The following is an 18,854-nucleotide window of genomic DNA, read 5'->3' as shown; positions in this document are numbered from 1 at the left end:
CCCTGACGACCCGCCAAAGGGCTGAGCCCTTTGGGATCCCCGAATTCAGGCTGCCTTGGCTTCCAGCCGTCCCTCCAGCGGAAAAACCTTGGCGGGGTTGAGCATCCAGTCGGGATCGAACACCGCCTTCACCCGCATCTGCTGCTCCAGGTCGGCCTGGCTGTACTGGAAGCGCATCAGCTCGCGCTTCTCGATGCCGACGCCGTGCTCGCCGGTGAGGCAGCCGCCGACCTCGACGCAGAGCTTGAGGATCTCGTCGCCGGCGGCCTCGGCCTTCTGCAACTCGCCCGGCTTGTTGATGTCGAACAGGATCAGCGGGTGCAGGTTGCCGTCGCCGGCATGGAACACGTTGGCCACCCGCAGGCCGTGCCCGGCGCAGATCGCCCCGATTCGCTCCAGCACCGGCCCGAGCTGTCCGGTCGGGATCGTGCCGTCCATACAGATGTAGTCGGAGATCCGCCCCGTGGCCCCGAAGGCCGACTTGCGGCCCTTCCAGATCGCGGCGGATTCGGCCTCCGAGCGAGACACGCGCAGGCTGGTCGGTCGAAAATCCTTGGCGATCGCCTCGATGCGCGCCAGCATCGCCTCGCACTCGGCATCCGAGCCCTCGACCTCAATGATCAGCATCGCCTCGGCGTCGCGCGGGTAGCCGGCTTTCGCGAAATCCTCGGTGATCAGGATCGCCTCGCGGTCCATGTACTCGATCGCCACCGGGATGATCCCGGCCGCGATGATCGCGGCGACGCAATCGCCCGCATCCTCGACCTTCGAGAAGCCGACCAGCACCGGCCGGGCGCCCTCGGCCGCCCGCAGGATCCGCACCGTCGCCTCGGTGACGATGCCGAGCTGGCCCTCCGACCCGCAGATGAGGCCCAGGAGATCGTAGCCGGGGCTGTCGAGGTGCTGGCCGCCGACCTCCACCACGGTGCCGTCGTTGAGCACCAGGGTGACGCCCAGCAGATTGTTGGTGGTCACCCCGTATTTCAGGCAGTGGGCGCCGCCGGAATTCATCGCGATGTTACCCGCGATGGTACAGGCGAGCTGGCTCGACGGGTCGGGGGCGTAGAAGAAGCCCTCATGGGCGACGGCGCCCGAGATCGCCAGGTTGGTGAGCCCGCTCTGCACCCGGGCGGTGCGGTTCTCGAAATCGAGGTCGAGCACCTGGGTCATCTTGCCGACCCCCAGGATGATCGCGTCGCCCTGCGCGATCGCCCCGCCGGCCAGCGAGGTGCCGGCGCCCCGGGGCACCACCCGCACGCCCTGGGCGTGGCAATAGGCCATCACGGCCGCGACCTCCTGGGTGGTCGAGGGCAGGACCACGGCCAGGGGCATCTGCCGGTAGGCGGTGAGGCCGTCCGTCTCGAAGGCCCGGCGCTCGTCCTCGCTGGTCACCAGCGCCTCCGGGGCGACCAGGGGCGCGAGGCCCGCCAGGATCGCCTCCCGCCGGGCGAGGATTTTTGGGTCGGGCTCGGGGAAGCGGATGGTCATGGGGCTCGGGCCCTCTCTTGATCTGGCGTGCCGGGAGCATGGACCCGCCGGGGCCTGCCTTCAACCGCCGGGCGGACAGAGAGGGGCGGCATGTCGTCCCGGCGTCACATTTCAACCATGACGGCTCCCTAGCGTCGCGGGCCTTGCTTCGCATCGCCCCCTTGCAGCCCCTTGGGCGCCGGATCCGCCCGACGGGTCCAGAACGGAACCGATGAACGCTCCCGCCTCCAGCGCCCTGCGCGACGATCTCTACGATTCGGCGTCCACGAACCTCGCCAGCACCCGCGATGTCGGGATCCGCAGCCTGCAACTGGGCATCGCCGCCCTGCAGGAGACCAGCGCAGCGTTCCAGGGCCGGCTCGGCGTGGCCTTCGAGGAGGCGGTCCAGACCATCCTGCAGAGCAAGGGCCGGGTGATCGTCAGCGGCATCGGCAAGAGCGGGCATATCGGCCGCAAGATCGCCGCGACGCTGGCCTCCACGGGCACCCATGCGTTCTTCGTCCACCCCACCGAGGCGAGCCACGGCGATCTCGGCATGATCGCCCGCGACGACGTGATCGTCGCCCTGTCCTGGTCCGGGGAGACCGCGGAGCTGTCCGACCTCGTCGGCTTCAGCCGCCGCTTCTCGATTCCCCTGGTCGCCATCACGCGCAACGGCGCCAGCACGCTCGGCAAGGCCGCCGACGTGCTGCTGGAACTGCCCCGGGTCCGCGAGGCCTGCCCGCACGACCTCGCCCCGACCTCCTCCAGCCTGATTCAGCTGGCGCTCGGCGACGCCCTGGCGGTGGCGCTGCTGGAGCGGCGCGGCTTCACCTCGGCGCGCTTCCACACGCTCCATCCGGGCGGGACGCTCGCGGCCCGGCTGAAGACCGTGCAGCAGGTGATGCACGGGCCGCAGGACATGCCGCTGGTCCACGAGACCGCGCTGATGTCCGAGGTGCTGATCGAGATCGCGGCGCGCCGCTACGGCTGCGTCGGCGTCACCGACGGCGCCGGCCGCCTCGTCGGCATCGTCACGGACGGCGACCTGCGCCGCCACATGGGCCCCGAGATCCTCGACACCCCGGTCTCGGCGATCATGACCCGCGACCCGATCACCGTGGAGCCGCACAAGCTCGCCCAGGCGGCCCTCGAACTGATGAACCGCCGGCTGATCACCGCGGTCTTCGCGGTCACGGACGGCCGGCCGGTGGGCATCGTCCACGTCCACGATCTGCTGCGCGCCGGCATCGCCTGAGCGGTCGATGCCCCGCTGATCGCGAGCGAGGATCTTCCCATCCACCCCTCATCCTGAGGTGCCCGCGCCAGCGGGCCTCGAAGGAGCCCTCCATGAGTCGCTGCGATCCCTACAGGGGCCCTTCGAGGCCTCCGCCTCGCTTTGCCACCTCAGGATGAGGGGGGATGGGAGGCGCGATGGCCGATAGGCCTGCGGCCCGAAACGTCACAGCCGCGCCAGCAGCTCCGCCTTCTTGTCCGAAAACTCCCGCTCGGTGAGCACGCCGCGGGCGTGCAGCTCCGCCAGCCGCTCGATCGTCGCCAGCACGTCGCCCGAGGATGACGCCTCCGGCGCGACCGGCTGAGACGGGCCGGCCGGCAACGCGGCCGGGTCGACCTGCCGGGGGGCGGCCGTCTCCGCCTCGATGCGGCGCAGGCGGTCGAGGGCGACGACGCCCCGCGGGCCCGTGAGGTCGAGGCTGCCGTTCGCCTGCGAGACCCCGGAGATGTGGTGCTCGCCGGTATCGTAGAGGGCGATGCCGGCCCCCGAATCGATCGCGAGCCGCCGCGTCTCGGGAAAATAGGCGTAGCGCATCCCGTCCTGCGCGCCGGTGCTCGCGGGGTGTCCGAGGCCGGCCGGCCACCAATCGCCGCCGCCGCGCCGCGATTCGGGTGTGGCGTCCGAGAACCCGCCCGCCGGCAGGGCCGCGGCGAGTTCGGTGCAGAGGGCGTCGACCCGCGCCTTCAGGCCGTCGTCGAACATCCGGCCGACCATCACCATGCCGCCGGAGAACCACTGCCCCATCCCGCCGAGATCGGGATGGTTGAACTGCGCCATCGTGCCGTGCCCGCGCTCCAGGGCCTGGACCAGATGGCGGACCGCATCGAGGCCGACCCCGTGGCGCTCGGCGATGCTCTGCAGGCCCGAGGCGTGGTCGAACCCGCCCTCGTCCAGGAACGGCGCGGGGGCGGCCGTGCCGCCGGGCGGGGCCGAGGCTTTCGGGTCCATGGGCGAACTCCGATCGGCGCGGGGCGGGGGATGCGTCAGCCCCGCCGCGCGATGGCAATATCGACCAAGTCCCGGTCGCACCCCCGGTTCCGGACCGCGTCAGCGGTCGGATTGCGGGAACGGGCCGGCGATGAGGAAATCGGTGATCGGCCGGCGGCCGTTCGGGGCCTCGCGGGGCCGCTGCTCCTCGGTGAGCTCGGCATCCGGGACCTTGCGGCCCACCGCGAAGGCGGCCTCGACCCGGTGGTTCTCCGGCAGGCGCAGCACCTCGGGGGCGCGGACATGGTCGAACCCGGTCATGCCGTGGGCGTGCCAGCCCTGGTGGATCGCCTGGAGCTGGAATGCCAGCGAGGCGGTGCCGGTGTCGAAGGAGTGGCTGTAGGACGGCTTCAGCTCGTCGCCGACCTTCATCAACCCGTTCGAGACCAGGAACAGGATCGCGCCGGTGCCCGAGACCCATTTCTGGTTGCCGGGCACCAGCAGGCTGAAGAACGTGTCCCAGTTGGCATCCCCCCGCAGGGCGTAGAGGAAGCGCCAGGGCTGCGAATTGTACGCCGAGGGCGACCAGCGCGCCGCCTCGATCATCCGGAGCAGCTCGGATTCGGGCAGCGCCTCGCCCGTGAAGGCGCGGGGCGAGTGCCGCGCCACGAAGATCGGATCGATGGCGTGGTCGGGCTGGCGGGGCGGGGGCAGGCTCACGGGGATCGACTCCGGCACGGTTACGCTTCAGTGGCGCCGACACTGCCCGAAACGCTCGGCCGATGGCAAACCCGAACCGGGTGCGGCCGGGCCGCCATGCCCGTAGCGGAGCGCCTTCGAGCGGGGTACGCTCGCCGCGATGACGGCGCGTACGGACAGTTCTGCCCTTGAGGCGGCTCCCCTGGGGACCGGGTTCTACACCGTTCCCGAGGCTGCACGGCTGATTCGCCTGCCGGCCCGGACCATCAGCCGCTGGCTCGGGGGCTATGCGTTCACCTCCGGCGGCCGTCCGGGGCGGATGCCGCCGCTCTGGACGCCCGAACTGCCGGCGAACGATCATCACCTGGAACTCGGCTTCCGCGATCTGATCGAGTTGCGCTTCGTCCAGGCGTTCGTGCGCGAGAATGTCGATCTGCGCGTGATCCGCCGCTGCCTCGAAGCCGCGCGCGAGGCCGTGCAGGATTCCCGGCCGTTCTCAACCCGCCGGTTCAAGACCGACGGACGCACGATCTTCCTCGAAAGCCTGAAATCCGATGGCGAGAGCGAGGTGATCGATCTGGCGCGCGGACAATACGTCATCCGGGCGGTCCTGGAGCAGACGTTTCGCGATCTCGACATCGAGGGTGACATCGTCGTCCGCTGGCGGCCGTTTCAGGGTCGGGATTCGATCGTCATCGACCCGCGGCGTGCCTTCGGCCAGCCGATCGCAGCCATCTCCGGTGTGCCGACCGTGGCCCTGGCCGAGGCCGTCACAGCCGAGGGCTCGACCGAGCGGGTGGCGCGTCTGTACGAGGTTCCCGTAGCCGTGGTCCGGGATGCCGTGCGGTTCGAAGCGTCCCTCCAGGCGGCGTGAAAGTCGTCGTCGACGAGAACCTTTCGCCCGCCCTGGCCCGGGCCCTGGCGGCCCTGTTCGCGGGCGAGCATCAGATCCTCCACATCCGCGAGCGTTACGGGCCCGGGGTGACGGACCTGCAATGGATCTCCGAGCTGAGCCGCGAGGGCGGCTGGGTGGTTATCTCGGGGGACCGCCGCATCCGCAGGAACAAGGCGGAGTTCAACGCTTTCCGGGCGTCGCGGCTGACCGGCTTCTTCCTGTCGGCAGGCCTCTGCAAGGCGCCCCTGGTCAAGCAGGCGGAGCGCATCCTGGCCCTCTGGAGCGGGATCGAGACCTTCGCCGAGCGGGCCAGGCCCGGATCGATGTTCGAGCTTCCGCTGACGAGCACGCGGATCGGCACCCTGTAGGCGCGCGGCCCGCGTGCTCGGCGCGGTCGGTCACGCCACGCTGCGCTCGATCTCTTCCTCGTCGCAGATCACGCCGGCATTGCCCTCGAACTCGGCCGCGAGGTCCACGGGGGCGTGGGTCGGGGCGGCTGCCGCGCGGTCGCGCGCGAAGGTCGAGAGGAACAGCCGCATGACGTGGCGCACGCCCGCGTCGTTGATGGTCCGCTGGTCCTCGTTGTAGTAGCGCCCGGCATTCACGTTGCTCGTGACGATGTCGTAGGCGGGGAAATACACCGCCCGCGGATCGCCCCGGCCGACCACCTCGCCGGCGGCCACACGCAGCACCGACTTGGAGTAGCTGTTCGACTCCATCACGTGCCGGTCCATGTAGGTCGCGATCATCGGCACCGGCGAGACCGTGAAGATCACCCGGGCCTTGGGGTTCACGCTCCAGAGCCGGTCCAGGAAGCCGTTGAGGTCGCCAAGCACCTCGCCCGCGCCGGCATTGACGCACTCGTAGAGCTCCGGATCGAAGGTGCCGCCCGCGACCCCGGGGGCAAGCGGCAGCGCCGCGCCGTCGGCCCGCCAGCGCCAGCCCTCGGTGAGGCCGAGCGTCAGCACGAACACGTCCAGGGTCTCGAACAGGCGGCGCACCTCGGCCAGATGCGCGTCGCGGGCCGCGACCACCTCGGCCTCGCTGGCGAAGCCCGCCGGCTCGACGGTGGGGCGGAACGGATCGACGTAGCGGCCGTCGTCGCGCAGCCACGCCTTCAGCTCCGGCTCGAAGCGGCCGTAGGCCCGGTCGAACAGCTGCACGAACTGGCGCGTGTAGTAGAGATTGCCGTACCGGGCCGAGAAGGTGCCGAACTGGCGCGCATTGGCCTCCTCGGCGGTCATGCCGGGGGGCGGCGGCTCGGTCAGGTAGTAGTTGAAGCCGGCGCCGCGCACCGCCTCGGCCACCCGCTGCGCGAAGCAGGAGCCGCCGGTGGCGACCTTGTCAGTCGGCCCGATCGCGAACGTGTCCTTCGGGTGCGGATTGACCGCGAAGGGCGGCACGTTGGTCACGACCTTGCGCCAGAATCGCTCGGCCGGTAGACCCGTATACGGATTCAACGCCATCTTCGAACCCTCTTCTTCACGACGGCGAGCGCCCTCGGGGATGCTGAGCCGTCCGCTGACACCGGCACGCGACGTGGCCCTGAACGATCTGCCCCGGCGCGCCCGCAGCGCGTTTTCCCTGTCGACCCCCAGTTGGGCGCCTACCTGGGCGACACCATGGCGAAACCGCGCGCGCGCCGCCACGACGCGCGACGGACCGGCTATCGCGGTGCTGGGCAATTGCCAGGCCCGGGGGATCGCCCAGGCGATGCGCCTGCTCGCGCCGAAGAGCCCCGTGCGCTACTTGCCGATGGGCTCGCTCAAGCGCGACCACGGCCATGTCGACGGCCTGATCCGGACCTTGCGCTCCCACGACCACGTCTTCTCGCAGGCCTTCCCGGCCGGCCTGATCCCCGGGGGCGATATCGCGACCCTGCGGGCGGCCGACCCGCGGCTCAAGCTGTTCCCGTCGATCGTGTTCTCGGCCTTCCATCCCGACATGGTCTATGTCGGCCAGGCCTCGGACCTTGCCGCGCTCAAGCTCGCGCCCTCGCCGATGGGGCAGTACCACTCGGCGATCGTCCTCTGCGCCCACCGGCTCGGCCTCGATGCCGGGCGCACCGCCGCCCTGTTCCGCGAGGACGTGTTCCGGCGGCTCGGTTATCTCGACCATTGGGATCCGGCCGTCCACGAGCTGGTCACGTCCGCGTCCGCCCTGGGCTTCGGCCTGGACCGGGAGGTGACCCGCTGGGCCCGCCGGGGCGCCTTCATGCACGTGATGAACCACCCCAAGGCCTTCGTCATTGGCGACATCGCCCGGCGGCTGCTGCTGGAGAGCGGGATTCGGCCCGAGCCCGTGGAGGTCGAGGATTATCTCGGCGACGAGCTGGCCCAGGACGTGGTCTGGCCGCTCTACCCGCCGATCGCCGAGCATTTCGGGCTGACCGGCTCGTTCCTGTTCAAGATGAAGCCCCGGGGCGACGATTTCCCCAAGCTCTACGACCTGCAGGGCTTTATCGCGGCGAGCTTCGCGATCTACGACGCGATGCCGGCCGGCGACCTCGCCTGCCAGCGGGTGGATGCGTGGCTCGCCGCGCCCGAGATCGTCGCCCTGTTCCGGGCCGGATAGGCGAGCCCCGCTCAGATTGCCGCGCACAGGGGCGCGTCGCTCAGGCCCTCGACCATCATCCGCACCAGGCGGTTGACCGCCTGCACCTGGAACGGCTTGCGCAGGAACAGGCTGCCCGGGACGCCCCGTCCGCCGCTCGAATCCGTCGAGGTATAGACCACCGGCCGGTCGGCATGGATCGCCCGGAAGGCGTGGGCCACGGTCCAGCCGTCGATCAGCCCGGGCAGGTGGATGTCGGTGAACAGCCAGTCGATCTCGGCGCCCCGCGCCCGCAGCAGCGTCAGCGCCGCCTCGCCCGTGGAGGCCTCGATCACCCGGATGCCCTGCGTCTCGCACAGGCTCGCGATAATCTCGAGGAGCAGGTAGCTATCCTCGACGATGAGGACGCACTGGGCGGGGGGCATGGGGGCGGTCCGCGGATCGATTGGGTGAATCAAGAACCCACAGGGTTGAGGATCCCTTAAAGCGGCCTCGAAAGCGGTATCCGGCCCTGTTGCATCGCGGCAACCGGCCGGGGCGGAAATGGCCGCGCTTGCGCCTCCGCCCCGGCGGTGCCGCAATCCGGGCGCGTCAGCATCCTCCTGCGTGCGGCAGCGCACGCCGCCGACCGGCCGGGACTCGCAGGAGGCTCCGCGGCGCCGGTCGGAACCGTCGCTTAACCATCCGCGCCTATCACCGGCGCTCAGGACTACGCGGACCCGCCTCGAAGACCAGCAGCCGGCCTTCGGCACCGCTCGAGGAGTTGAACGATCATGCCCCAGCGTTTCCGCGCACTCGCCCTCGGCCTCGCTGTCTGCGCCGCCCTCGGGCTCGGCGCCTGCAGCAACGACAAGGATCTCGCCGACGCCTCCGCCTTCGGGGCCGGCGCCGCGACCCCGGGCAGCGCGCAGGACTTCGTCGTCAATATCGGCGACCGGGTCTTCTTCGAATCGGATTCCACCGACCTGACGCCCACCGCCACCGCCACCCTGGACAAGCAGGCGGCCTGGCTGCAGCGCTACCCGCGCTACACCTTCATCATCGAGGGCCATGCCGACGAGCGCGGCACCCGCGAGTACAACTTCTCCCTGGGCGCCCGCCGGGCCCAGGCGGTCAACGACTACCTGGCCACGCGGGGCATCGGGGCGAACCGGATGCGCACCGTCTCCTACGGCAAGGAGCGGCCGGTGGCGGTGTGCAACGACATCTCGTGCTGGTCGCAGAACCGCCGCGCGGTGATCGTGCTCGACCGCGGCGCTGGCGCCTAAGGCGGCGATCCCGCCGGAATCCGGTTCCCGGAGGGTATGCCGCCCTCCGGGAACCAGGCTTTCAAAGGCTGACGCGGCGACGCCAGGGCCCGGCCGCGAGCCAGCGGCGCCATCGGGCGCACGCCCCGGGCCGGGACGAATCCGGGGGCGGCACGGCGAGCGGGCTCCCCGCGATCTGCCGGGTCTGATCGGCGAGTTCGATCAGCATCCGTTCCAGGAGCCCGCGGCGGCGCAGCTGGGTCTCCGCCGGATCGATCGTATCCGTTCCAGGCCGCAGCCGGACGAGGAATTCGGTGTCCGGCATCTCGGTCAGGCTCTCGACCCGCAGGTCGAGGAACCCGAGCTGGCCGAGTTCGAGCATCATCAGCTCGAAGCTCGCCGGCACGAACACCCAGTTATGGACGTCCACGTAGTCGCGGACGTCGCGGTAGCCGAGCATCTGCCAGGCCACATCGATGCCGCAGACGAGTTCGGCCGGCTGGGTGTCGCTCTCGAACCAGGCCGGGAAACCGCCCTTCTTCGCGATCCGCAGGCCGTAATCGAGATGCGTGCGCACATCGTGCCGGTCCCGCTTCTCCTCGTAGGCCAGGATCGCGTCGGCCGTGGTCGACGGGTTCCGGTAGAAGTCGAAGCACTTGCGCTTGTCCGGCACGGCCAGGACCACGACGCCCTCGGGCCGCAGGAGCGTCCGGGCCGCCTGCAGGAACCTGACGACATCCGTCGTATGCTCGATGACGTGGCTGGCGATGAACCCGTCGAAGGTGCCGTGGTGCTCGGCCGGGACGGCATCGGTCAGCGATCCGCCGTGCCAGACGAAATCGACCTCCTCGATCCGCGTCGGGTCCACCGCCGGGTCGCCGGCGTATTTGGCGATCAGATCTGCACGGGTGGCGTGGTCGAGGCTGAAGCTGTTCCACCCGGCGCTGCGCGGCACGAGCGGGTTGTGGGCCGGCCCGATCTCGATGAACTTGCTCGCCTTGGTGAGGCCGACCAGGAGATGCAGCTCCCGATCCCGCGGCGCCTCCGCGGCGCGGGGATCGCGGACCGGCTGGCGAAGAGGCGGAGACGGATCGGTCAAATCGGCGACCTCGGCGGCTTCCGCCCGGGGCGCGCCGACGTCTGACGCGGTCGCGCACCCCCGGGCAGAACCCGCGCTGCAGCACGGAAGGGACCGACCTCGTAGGCGCCCAAGATGGCGTGCGGCTTGCGGTTCGGCCCGGACCTCTGCGCGCGGCCCCGACTCCGACCGGAGCGCGCCGCAGTTTTGCCGCGGAACGGCGCATCTGATAGGGCCTCGCGCTTCCATCGGACCGCAGCCCATCATGCCCGCCCGTCTTCGCACTCGCCTCGCGCTCACGACGATCCTCGGGGCCCTGCTCCTCGGCCATCCGGCCGCCGCGCAGGACGCCTCGGAACTGGTGGTGCGCCTCGGGCGCATTGAGAACCAGTCCCGGATCATGGCCGGGCAGATCGAGACCCTCCAGTATGAGAACCGCCAGCTGAAAGAGCAGCTGCGCAAGTTCCAGGAGGATGTCGAGTTTCGCCTGAACGAGGGCAAGGGCGGCGGCGGTAAGGCGGCTCCCTCGGCGGCGCCGGCTCCGGCCGGCGCGGTCAATGGCGGCAATCCGGGTGCCGGACGTCCGGGCAAGCGCGGCGACGCCTTCGACCCGTCCCAGGCCCCCGGCGCCCCCGGGGCGCCGATGCCGCTCGGCAGCACCCAGCCCTCCCCGCCCCTGCCGGCCCGGGAGGCCGCCGAGGCGGCGCCGGCCCGGCCGCAGGCTCTGCCCCGGGCCGCGATCGAGGACGAGGATCCCGACGCCGAGGGCGCCGCCCCCGGCTACGACGAGCCGGTGGACCTGCGGCCCCCCGCCCGCACCGGCGCGATCCCGGTCCCGGCGACCCGACCGGCCGAGAGCGTGGCCGCCACCCGGACCGGCGACCCGGCCGCCGATTACGAGGCCGCGGTCGAGCTGGTCCGCTCCAAGCAGTACGAGCAGGCCGAGATGGGCCTGCGCCAGTTCATCCAGTCGCATCCCCGCGACAACCGGGTCGCCGGCGCGACCTACTGGCTGGGCGAGAGCTACCTGGCCCGCGGCCGCAACCGCGAGGCGGCCGAGCAGTTCCTGAAGGTCTCCACCGACTATGCCCGCTCGTCCCAGGCGCCGGACGCGATGCTGAAGCTCGGCGTCACGCTCAATGCCCTCGGGGCCCGCGAGCAGGCCTGCGCGACCCTGGCCGAGCTCGACCGGAAGTTCCCCAATGCCGGCAGCACCGTCCGCCAGGGCGTCGTCCGGGAGCAGAAGCGCGCGCGCTGCTCGGCCTGATCGGGATCCCAAAGGGCTCAGCCCTTTGGCGGGGTGTCGGGGCGGAGCCCCGATTCTCGGGCATGCCCGGCAGCAGGGCCCTGCCCTGCACCCGCAAAAGGTCTCGGACCTTTTGAATCCATGACGGGTCCATCGGACGATCCGGTCCTCTGCGCCCTCGGACCCTGGCTCGGCCGGTCCGACCGGGGCGTGCTGCTCGCCGTCTCGGGCGGGCCCGATTCGAGCGCGCTGATGCACGCCGCCGCGGCGCTCGGCGCCTCGGTGCAGGTCGCCACCGTCGATCACGGGTTGCGCCCGGATTCCGGACCGGAGGCCGAGGGCGTCGGCCAGGCGGCCCGGGCGCTCGGCCTGCCGCACGCGGTCCTGACCTGGGCCGGCCCGAAGCCCGGCACCGGCCTGCAGGACGCGGCCCGGGCCGCCCGCTATCGGCTGCTCGCCGCCCATGCCGAGGCGGTCGGCGCCGGCCTCGTGCTCACCGGGCACACGCAGGACGACCAGGCCGAGACCGTGCTGATGCGGCTCGCCGCCGGTAGCGGACCGGCCGGGCTCGCGGGCATGCGGATCCAGCGCCCCCTCGCCCCCGGCATCACCCTCGGGCGGCCGTTCCTGGCCTTGCCGAAGGCGACCCTGACGGCCTGGTGCGTGGCCCGCGGCATCCCGCATGTCCGCGACCCGGCCAATGCCGATCCGCGCTTCGCCCGGGCTCGCCTGCGCGCCACCTGGGCCGCCCTGGAGCGCGAGGGCCTGAGCCCGGCGCGGCTCGCGCGCCTCGCCGAACGGGCCGCCCGGGACGACGACGCCCTCCGGGCCGCGGCCGAGCAGGCCCTCTCGGCGGCCCTTCTGCCGGCAAAGAATACCGACGCCGCGGCGTTGCACCTCGACGGCGCCGCGCTGGCGGCCCTGCCGGAAGCCCTCGCCCTGCGCGGCCTCGACACCGCCCTGACCCGGGCCGGCGCCGGGCCGCGCCGCCTGGAGCGCCTGGAATCCCTGGTGCTCGACGCGCTGCTTCCGGCCCTGCGCCGCCGGGAGCCGATCCGGCGGACCCTGGCGGGGATCCTGGTCGCCGCCGATGCCGCCGGTATCGTGACCCTCACCCTTGCGCCGCCCCGGCGTTCCAGGGCGGCAGATTGAAGAACAGATGTTCCCCTCGCCGCAGGGGGGACCGGCTTACTTGGCAACGAAGGCCCCCCCGCCTACATTGGCGAGGTGTGCACGGATGGACCGGCAAAGCCGCGCGATGTGTCCGTCTAGGGGGCCGCACGCACCAAGGATCGATCGATGAACCCGAATTTTCGCAACTTTGCCTTGTGGGTCGTCATCTTCCTGCTGGTGCTGGCCCTCGTGACCCTGTTCCAGAACCCGGGTCACCGGGGCGGCGGCAGCGAGATCGCCTACAGTCAGCTCCTCAACGACGCCGATGCCGGCAAGATCCAGTCGGTGGTGATCTCCGGGCAGGACGTGTCCGGCACCTATGTCGGGGGCGGCAACTTCACCAGCTACGCGCCCAACGACCCGAGCCTGGTCTCCAAGCTCCAGGGCAAGGGCGTGACGATCACGGCCCGCCCGCCGTCGGACAACACCCCCTGGTTCATCCAGCTGCTCGTGAGCTGGCTTCCGATCCTCGTCTTCATCGGCGCCTGGATCTTCCTGAGCCGCCAGATGCAGTCCGGTGCCGGCCGCGCCATGGGCTTCGGCAAGTCGAAGGCCAAGCTCCTGAACGAGGCCCACGGGCGCGTCAGCTTCGACGACGTCGCGGGCGTGGAGGAAGCGAAGGAGGATCTGCAGGAGATCGTCGAGTTCCTGCGCGACCCCCAGAAATTCCAGCGGCTCGGCGGCCGGATCCCGCGCGGCGTGCTGCTCGTCGGCCCGCCCGGCACCGGTAAGACCCTGATCGCCCGGGCGGTCGCGGGCGAGGCCAACGTGCCGTTCTTCACCATCTCGGGCTCCGACTTCGTCGAGATGTTCGTGGGCGTCGGCGCCAGCCGCGTGCGCGACATGTTCGAGCAGGCCAAGAAGAACGCGCCCTGCATCATCTTCATCGACGAGATCGACGCGGTCGGCCGCCATCGCGGCGCCGGCCTGGGCGGCGGCAACGACGAGCGCGAGCAGACCCTCAACCAGCTCCTCGTGGAGATGGACGGGTTCGAGGCCAACGAGGGCGTCATCATTATCGCGGCGACCAACCGCCCCGACGTGCTCGACCCGGCGCTGCTGCGTCCGGGCCGGTTCGACCGCCAGATCATGGTGCCGAACCCGGACGTCACCGGCCGCGAGCGCATCCTGCGGGTCCATGTCCGCAAGGTGCCGCTGGCCCCCGATGTCGACCTCAAGACCATCGCGCGCGGCACCCCGGGCTTCTCGGGCGCCGACCTGATGAACCTCGTCAACGAGTCGGCCCTGCTGGCGGCCCGTCGCGGCAAGCGCATCGTCACGATGCACGAGTTCGAGGACGCCAAGGACAAGGTCATGATGGGCGCCGAGCGGCGGACCCTGGTCATGACCGAGGACGAGAAGCGGCTCACCGCCTATCACGAGGGCGGCCACGCCATCGTGGCGCTGAACGTCCCGGCCACCGACCCGGTCCACAAGGCGACCATCATCCCGCGCGGTCGTGCGCTCGGCATGGTCATGCAGCTGCCCGAGCGCGACAAGCTCTCCATGAGCTTCGAGCAGATGACCTCGCGGCTGGCGATCATGATGGGCGGCCGCATCGCCGAGGAGATGACCTTCGGCCGGGACAAGGTGACCTCGGGTGCCCAGTCGGACATCGAGCAGGCGACCCGGCTGGCAAAGATGATGGTGACCCGCTGGGGCTTCTCGCCCGAGCTCGGCACCGTGGCCTACGGCGAGAACAACGACGAGGTCTTCCTCGGCATGTCGATGGGCCGGCAGCAATCGGTCTCCGAGTCGACCGCCCAGAAGATCGACGCCGAGGTCCGCCGCCTCGTGGAGACTGGCCTGGAGGAGGCCCGCCGCATCCTGGCCGAGCACAAGGACGACCTGGAAGTCCTGGCCCAGGGGCTGCTCGAATACGAGACGCTCTCGGGCGACGAGATCCGCAACCTCCTGCGTGGCCAGCCCCCGATTCGCGACGGCGGCGACGTGCCTCCGACCCCGGCCCGGGGCTCCTCGGTCCCCTCCGCCGGCCGCGGCCGGCCGAAGGAGAGCGACGGCGGCCTGGAGCCTCAGCCGCAGGCCTGAGCCGGAAAGGAAGGATGAGAAGGGCGCCGCGAGGCGCCCTTTTTCGTTGGGTTTTTCCGCGCCGGGCCCGTTGCGCGATGATCTGACGTCACAGCGCCTGATATGGCGCGGGTCCCCTCTCCCGCACGGGAGCCGGGGGCACGTCGCGATCCGCGCCGACCGATGTGTGACCACCATGGAGCGCCGTGGAGGGAAGGCGTGGGGCCAGATCCGGACTGACCGTCCTGGGCCGCCCCGCATGACAATCCGCTCCGCCTGTCCGTGAACGCCCCCCGGAAGCTCGGCCTTAGGCTCGGATCTCGGCAGCGAATCGGAAAGACCGGGACGGGAATCTTCCGAGCCGCGCACCCGATGGCGTTGTCCGTTTATCTCGTCGTCGCCCTCGGGGCCGCGGTCGCCGGCTTCGTGCAGGGGCTGTCGGGCTTCGCCTTCGGGCTGGTGGCCCTGTCGTTCTGGGCCTGGGTGATCGATCCGCAGCTCGCCGCCGTCCTGGCGGTGGCCGGGTCGCTCACCGGCCAGGTCGTGGCCGCCGTCACGGTCCGGCGGGGCTTCGACCGGGCCCGCCTCGCCCCGTTCGTGCTGGGCGGGCTCGCCGGCATTCCGCTGGGCGTGTTCCTGCTGCCGCACCTCAATGCCGACTGGTTCAAGGTGGTGCTCGGCACCCTGCTGGTGGTCTGGTGCCCGGCCATGCTGCTCGCCAAGGACCTGCCGCGGATCACCACGGGCGGGCGGCTGGCGGACGCCGTCGTCGGCATGAGCGGCGGCATGCTCGGCGGGCTCGGCGGCTTCACCGGCACGCTGCCAACCCTATGGTGCGTGCTGCGCGGCTACGAGCGCGACGTGCAGCGCACGATCATCCAGAACTTCAACCTGACGATGCTGGCCGTCACGATGCTCGTCTATCTCGGCTCGGGCCTCGTGACCCGCACGGCGCTGCCGATGCTGGCCGTGGTGCTGCTCGCCATGCTGATCCCGGTCCTGCTGGGGACCCGGGTCTATGTCGGCCTGAGCGAGACGGCCTTCCGCCGGGTGGTGCTCGGCCTCCTGACGATCTCCGGGATCACGCTGCTGGCGGCGGCACTCCCGCGGGTGCTGTAGCGCCCCGCCCGGGGTCACGCCGCATTTCGACCGTCTTTGTCGGGGAGCACCCGGGGCAATCCAATCTGCTAAGTTCTGTCGGGCTACTCTGTCGCCGCGTTGGCCGGGCGAGAGGCCCGGCACCGGAGATCCTGATGGCGCGCAAGTATTTCGGAACCGACGGCATCCGGGGCCGGGCCAACGGGGTGATCACCCCGGAACTCGCCCTCAAGGTCGGTCAGGCGGCGGGCCTGGTGTTCCAGCGCGGCGATCACCGCCACCGGGTGGTGATCGGCAAGGATACCCGCCTGTCCGGCTACATGATCGAGACCGCCCTGGTGGCGGGCTTCACCTCGGTGGGCATGGACGTGCTGCTGCTCGGCCCGGTGCCGACCCCCGCGGTGGCGATGCTGACCCGCTCGATGCGGGCCGATATCGGGGTGATGATCTCGGCCTCGCACAACGCCTTCGAGGATAACGGCATCAAGCTGTTCGGCCCGGACGGGTTCAAGCTCAACGACACGATCGAGCATGAGATCGAGGAGCTGATCGACGCCGAGCTGCACACGAAGCTGGCGGGCTCCGCCGATCTCGGCCGGGCCAAGCGGATCGAGAGCGTGCATGCCCGCTACATCGAGTTCGCCAAGCGCACCCTGCCCCGGCACGTGACGCTGGACGGCCTGCGGGTGGTGGTCGATTGCGCCAACGGCGCCGCCTACCGGGTCGCCCCCGAGACCCTGTGGGAGCTCGGCGCCGAGGTGATCGCCATCGGGACCGAGCCGGACGGGTTCAACATCAACCGCGACGTCGGCTCCACCGCCCCGGCGGCCTTGGTCGCCAAGGTGCGCGAGCGCCGGGCCGATATCGGCATCGCGCTGGACGGCGACGCCGACCGAGTGCTGATCGTCGACGAGAAAGGCCACGTGGTCGACGGCGACCAGCTGATGGCCGTGGTCGCGCGCTCCTGGCAGGAGGACGAGCGGCTCACCCAGCCGGGGCTGGTGGCGACGATCATGTCCAATCTCGGCCTGGAGCGCTTCCTCGGCGGCCTCGGCCTGACGTTGGCCCGCACCGCAGTGGGCGACCGCTACGTCCTCGAGCACATGCGCGAGCACGGCTACAATCTCGGCGGCGAGCAATCCGGCCACATCATCATGTCGGACTACACCACCACGGGCGACGGCCTGGTGGCGGCCCTGCAGCTGCTCAGCGTGGTGCAGCGCCAGGGCCGGCCGGTGAGCGAGGTCTGCCACTGCTTCGACCCGCTGCCGCAGATCCTCAAGAACGTCCGCTACCGGGCCGGCGAGCCGCTGAGCCAGGACAGCGTGGTCAGCGCGATCGCCCAGGCCCGCGCCCGCCTGGGCAATGGCGGCCGCCTGGTGATCCGCCCCTCCGGCACCGAGCCGGTGATCCGCGTGATGGCCGAGGGCGACGACCGCGGCCTCGTCAACGAGGTGGTCGACGAGGTGGTCGAGGCGGTCACCAAGGTCGCGGCCTGAGGACCGGGATCCCGAAGGGCCCGCGGCCCTTCGGCGGGGTTCAGGGGCGGAGCCCCTGAGGGCTCACCGCTCACGCGTAGGCGGCGCGCAGGATCGCCGGTGCGGTGAACCGCCAGGCCGCCAGCAGGGCGGCGCGCAGGGTCTCCTCCTCGCACGGGTCGAGGTCGAGATTGGTCCAGCCGCGCCGGCCCCAGGCGCCGTCGAGCGGCGTGAACAGGTCCGGCTCGGCCTCGCACAATTCGGCCTGGTCGGCGGGCGCCAGGCGCAGCACGACCCGGTCCTCCTCGACCCACAGGGTCGCGAACACCCGGCCGCCGACGCGGAAATCCGGGTTGCCGCGATGGGCGCCCGCCACCGTCTCGGGCAGCATCAGCGCCAGGGCGCGCACGTCCTCGGGCAGCACCGGCTCAGCCCGGCCCGTGGGCGAAGGGTGTCGCGATCGTGCCGGGTGCTGCGACCAAGACTGGCGAATCCTTTGCTGAGCTGTGGCTTGTCCAGGCTGTAGGCGCCCGGCAAGGCTAACATTTAACGTTAAGCCGGATTTAAGACGTTCGATCCATCCTTCGCCTCGTCATCAGAGCCGGCATGTCAAGCTTCCGGCACACGAGTCCAGTGAAGGAATCCTTATGGCCCGCTCCAAGCTGAACGCTTTGGTGCGTAGCCTGACGCTCGCGGCGAGCGTCGGCGCGCCCTGCCTAGCCGCTGCTGCGGACCTGCTGCCCCCGCCTCCGCCCCCGCCCCCTCCGCCCCCGATCGAGGTCGGCGGCGGCTGGTACCTGCGCGGCGATGTCGGCGCGAGCGTCTACACCCGCCCGAGATACACCGAGGCCTACGATTACACCGGCTACGCGGATGCCAACCGGTCGTTCGGCAACGAGATCGGCGGCGGTGGTTTCGCGGGTGTCGGCGTCGGCTACCAGTTCACCCCGTTCCTGCGCGGCGACGTCACCGGTGAGTACCGCTACTCCACCGGCCTGCGCGGCAGCGAGTATTACAAGGGCCCCGAGTTCGACAACGGCCTCGGCTCCTATGGGGTCAACAAGTCGACCAGCAACTTCGATTCCGCGGTGGTGCTGGCCAACGCGTATTTCGACCTCGGCACCTGGTACGGGATCACCCCGTTCATCGGCGGTGGCGTCGGCTACGCCTTCAACCATATCTCGGGCTATTCGACCAACCAGCAGTTCACCAGCCCGACCTACGCCTACGATTACGGCAACCCAATTTACGACTGCAAGTGCGGCCAGCCCTACTACAATTATGCGCCGGTCTACGACAACAACGGCAACCCGGTGTACAACACCAACAGCGGCAGCAAGTTCTACAAGAGCAAGACCAGCGGTAGCTTCGCCTGGGCGCTGCATGCCGGTCTGGCCTACGACGTCAGCGACGCCCTGAAGATCGAGGTGGCCTATCGCTACCTGAACCTCGGCAAGGCCGAGACCGGCGCCGGCTTCGTGCCGTGCTGCACCGAGGCCCTGCGCCCGATCAAGGTGAAGGACATCGAGGCCCACGACGTGAAGATCGGCCTGCGCTACTACCTCGGCGGCCTGGTCGCGGCGCCGCTGCCGCCGCTGATGCCGGAGCCGATCCCCGGCCCGCTGGTCCGCAAATACTGATCGTCTTTCCAACGCTCTGACGGCCGAC

Annotated in this window: 18 protein-coding genes; 11 read left to right on the top strand and 7 right to left on the bottom strand. The window is 70.6% G+C overall.

Annotated features, from left to right (window positions below; genetic code table 11):
• Window positions 1-45: 45 nt before the first annotated feature.
• Window positions 46-1,488 (bottom strand): FAD-linked oxidase C-terminal domain-containing protein, encoded by a 1,443-nt coding sequence (locus LGR69_RS06470; protein WP_122161771.1) that lies wholly within the window; start codon window positions 1,486-1,488, stop codon window positions 46-48.
• A gap of 211 nt (window positions 1,489-1,699) precedes the next feature.
• On the opposite strand from LGR69_RS06470, the gene LGR69_RS06465 reads away from it, so the two are divergent.
• The gene (locus LGR69_RS06465; protein ID WP_007565364.1) at window positions 1,700-2,725 is read left to right on the top strand and encodes a KpsF/GutQ family sugar-phosphate isomerase; all 1,026 of its coding nucleotides are present in this window, start codon (window positions 1,700-1,702) and stop codon (window positions 2,723-2,725) included.
• Between the two features lie 204 nt (window positions 2,726-2,929).
• On the opposite strand, the gene LGR69_RS06460 is transcribed toward LGR69_RS06465, so the two are convergent.
• Both LGR69_RS06460 and LGR69_RS06455 read right to left on the bottom strand, forming a co-directional pair.
• Complete coding sequence (locus tag LGR69_RS06460; protein WP_230365510.1) at window positions 2,930-3,712, bottom strand: SHOCT domain-containing protein; 783 nt, start codon at window positions 3,710-3,712, stop codon at window positions 2,930-2,932.
• Window positions 3,713-3,811: 99 nt separating this feature from the next.
• Complete coding sequence (locus LGR69_RS06455) at window positions 3,812-4,411, bottom strand: nitroreductase family protein (protein ID WP_122162918.1); 600 nt, start codon at window positions 4,409-4,411, stop codon at window positions 3,812-3,814.
• A gap of 139 nt (window positions 4,412-4,550) precedes the next feature.
• Here LGR69_RS06455 and LGR69_RS06450 point away from each other — a divergent pair, with 139 nt between their 5' ends.
• Window positions 4,551-5,264: a hypothetical protein gene (locus LGR69_RS06450; RefSeq protein ID WP_122161773.1), complete on the top strand. Its 714-nt coding sequence runs from the start codon at window positions 4,551-4,553 to the stop codon at window positions 5,262-5,264.
• On the top strand, window positions 5,261-5,653 hold the full coding sequence (locus LGR69_RS06445; protein ID WP_007565372.1) for a DUF5615 family PIN-like protein: 393 nt from the start codon (window positions 5,261-5,263) through the stop codon (window positions 5,651-5,653). Before LGR69_RS06450 ends, LGR69_RS06445 begins: the two co-directional genes overlap by 4 nt.
• Before the next feature lie 30 nt (window positions 5,654-5,683).
• Here LGR69_RS06445 and LGR69_RS06440 read toward each other — a convergent pair whose 3' ends face one another.
• Window positions 5,684-6,751 carry a GSCFA domain-containing protein gene (locus LGR69_RS06440; RefSeq protein ID WP_230365509.1) on the bottom strand — a complete coding sequence of 356 codons (1,068 nt, stop codon included), beginning with the start codon at window positions 6,749-6,751 and terminating at the stop codon, window positions 5,684-5,686.
• Window positions 6,752-6,959: 208 nt separating this feature from the next.
• On the opposite strand from LGR69_RS06440, the gene LGR69_RS06435 reads away from it, so the two are divergent.
• The gene (locus tag LGR69_RS06435; protein WP_230365508.1) at window positions 6,960-7,859 is read left to right on the top strand and encodes a WcbI family polysaccharide biosynthesis putative acetyltransferase; all 900 of its coding nucleotides are present in this window, start codon (window positions 6,960-6,962) and stop codon (window positions 7,857-7,859) included.
• 11 nt (window positions 7,860-7,870) lie between these two features.
• On the opposite strand, the gene LGR69_RS06430 is transcribed toward LGR69_RS06435, so the two are convergent.
• Window positions 7,871-8,263, bottom strand: coding sequence for a response regulator (locus tag LGR69_RS06430; protein ID WP_007565378.1), 393 nt, complete (start codon window positions 8,261-8,263; stop codon window positions 7,871-7,873).
• Between the two features lie 348 nt (window positions 8,264-8,611).
• Here LGR69_RS06430 and pal point away from each other — a divergent pair, with 348 nt between their 5' ends.
• Window positions 8,612-9,106 carry a peptidoglycan-associated lipoprotein Pal gene (gene pal / locus LGR69_RS06425; RefSeq protein ID WP_007565379.1) on the top strand — a complete coding sequence of 165 codons (495 nt, stop codon included), beginning with the start codon at window positions 8,612-8,614 and terminating at the stop codon, window positions 9,104-9,106.
• A 61-nt stretch (window positions 9,107-9,167) separates the two neighbouring features.
• Here the strand turns inward: pal and LGR69_RS06420 are convergent, their stop codons facing one another.
• Entirely contained in the window at window positions 9,168-10,184 is a 1,017-nt protein-coding gene (locus LGR69_RS06420; protein ID WP_230365507.1) for a class I SAM-dependent methyltransferase, read from the bottom strand.
• A 244-nt stretch (window positions 10,185-10,428) separates the two neighbouring features.
• Between LGR69_RS06420 and ybgF the strand changes: the two genes are divergently transcribed.
• From ybgF to glmM, 5 genes are all read left to right on the top strand, one after another.
• On the top strand, window positions 10,429-11,430 hold the full coding sequence (ybgF, locus tag LGR69_RS06415; RefSeq protein WP_122161777.1) for a tol-pal system protein YbgF: 1,002 nt from the start codon (window positions 10,429-10,431) through the stop codon (window positions 11,428-11,430).
• 120 nt (window positions 11,431-11,550) lie between these two features.
• Window positions 11,551-12,561, top strand: coding sequence for a tRNA lysidine(34) synthetase TilS (gene tilS, locus LGR69_RS06410; RefSeq protein ID WP_230365506.1), 1,011 nt, complete (start codon window positions 11,551-11,553; stop codon window positions 12,559-12,561).
• A 147-nt stretch (window positions 12,562-12,708) separates the two neighbouring features.
• Window positions 12,709-14,631: an ATP-dependent zinc metalloprotease FtsH gene (ftsH, locus tag LGR69_RS06405; RefSeq protein ID WP_230365505.1), complete on the top strand. Its 1,923-nt coding sequence runs from the start codon at window positions 12,709-12,711 to the stop codon at window positions 14,629-14,631.
• A gap of 351 nt (window positions 14,632-14,982) precedes the next feature.
• Window positions 14,983-15,729 (top strand): sulfite exporter TauE/SafE family protein, encoded by a 747-nt coding sequence (locus LGR69_RS06400; protein ID WP_230365504.1) that lies wholly within the window; start codon window positions 14,983-14,985, stop codon window positions 15,727-15,729.
• Window positions 15,730-15,863: 134 nt separating this feature from the next.
• Complete coding sequence (gene glmM / locus LGR69_RS06395) at window positions 15,864-17,207, top strand: phosphoglucosamine mutase (RefSeq protein ID WP_007565392.1); 1,344 nt, start codon at window positions 15,864-15,866, stop codon at window positions 17,205-17,207.
• Between the two features lie 70 nt (window positions 17,208-17,277).
• On the opposite strand, the gene LGR69_RS06390 is transcribed toward glmM, so the two are convergent.
• Complete coding sequence (locus LGR69_RS06390; RefSeq protein ID WP_007565394.1) at window positions 17,278-17,610, bottom strand: MmcQ/YjbR family DNA-binding protein; 333 nt, start codon at window positions 17,608-17,610, stop codon at window positions 17,278-17,280.
• Between the two features lie 223 nt (window positions 17,611-17,833).
• Here LGR69_RS06390 and LGR69_RS06385 point away from each other — a divergent pair, with 223 nt between their 5' ends.
• Entirely contained in the window at window positions 17,834-18,826 is a 993-nt protein-coding gene (locus tag LGR69_RS06385; protein WP_050734593.1) for an outer membrane protein, read from the top strand.
• Window positions 18,827-18,854: the final 28 nt, after the last annotated feature.

It is taken from the genome of Methylobacterium brachiatum, assembly GCF_020523825.1.
Lineage (GTDB): Bacteria > Pseudomonadota > Alphaproteobacteria > Rhizobiales > Beijerinckiaceae > Methylobacterium > Methylobacterium brachiatum.
The sequence above is the reverse complement of the archived record's forward strand: the minus strand, read 5'-3'. Positions and strand labels throughout refer to the sequence as shown.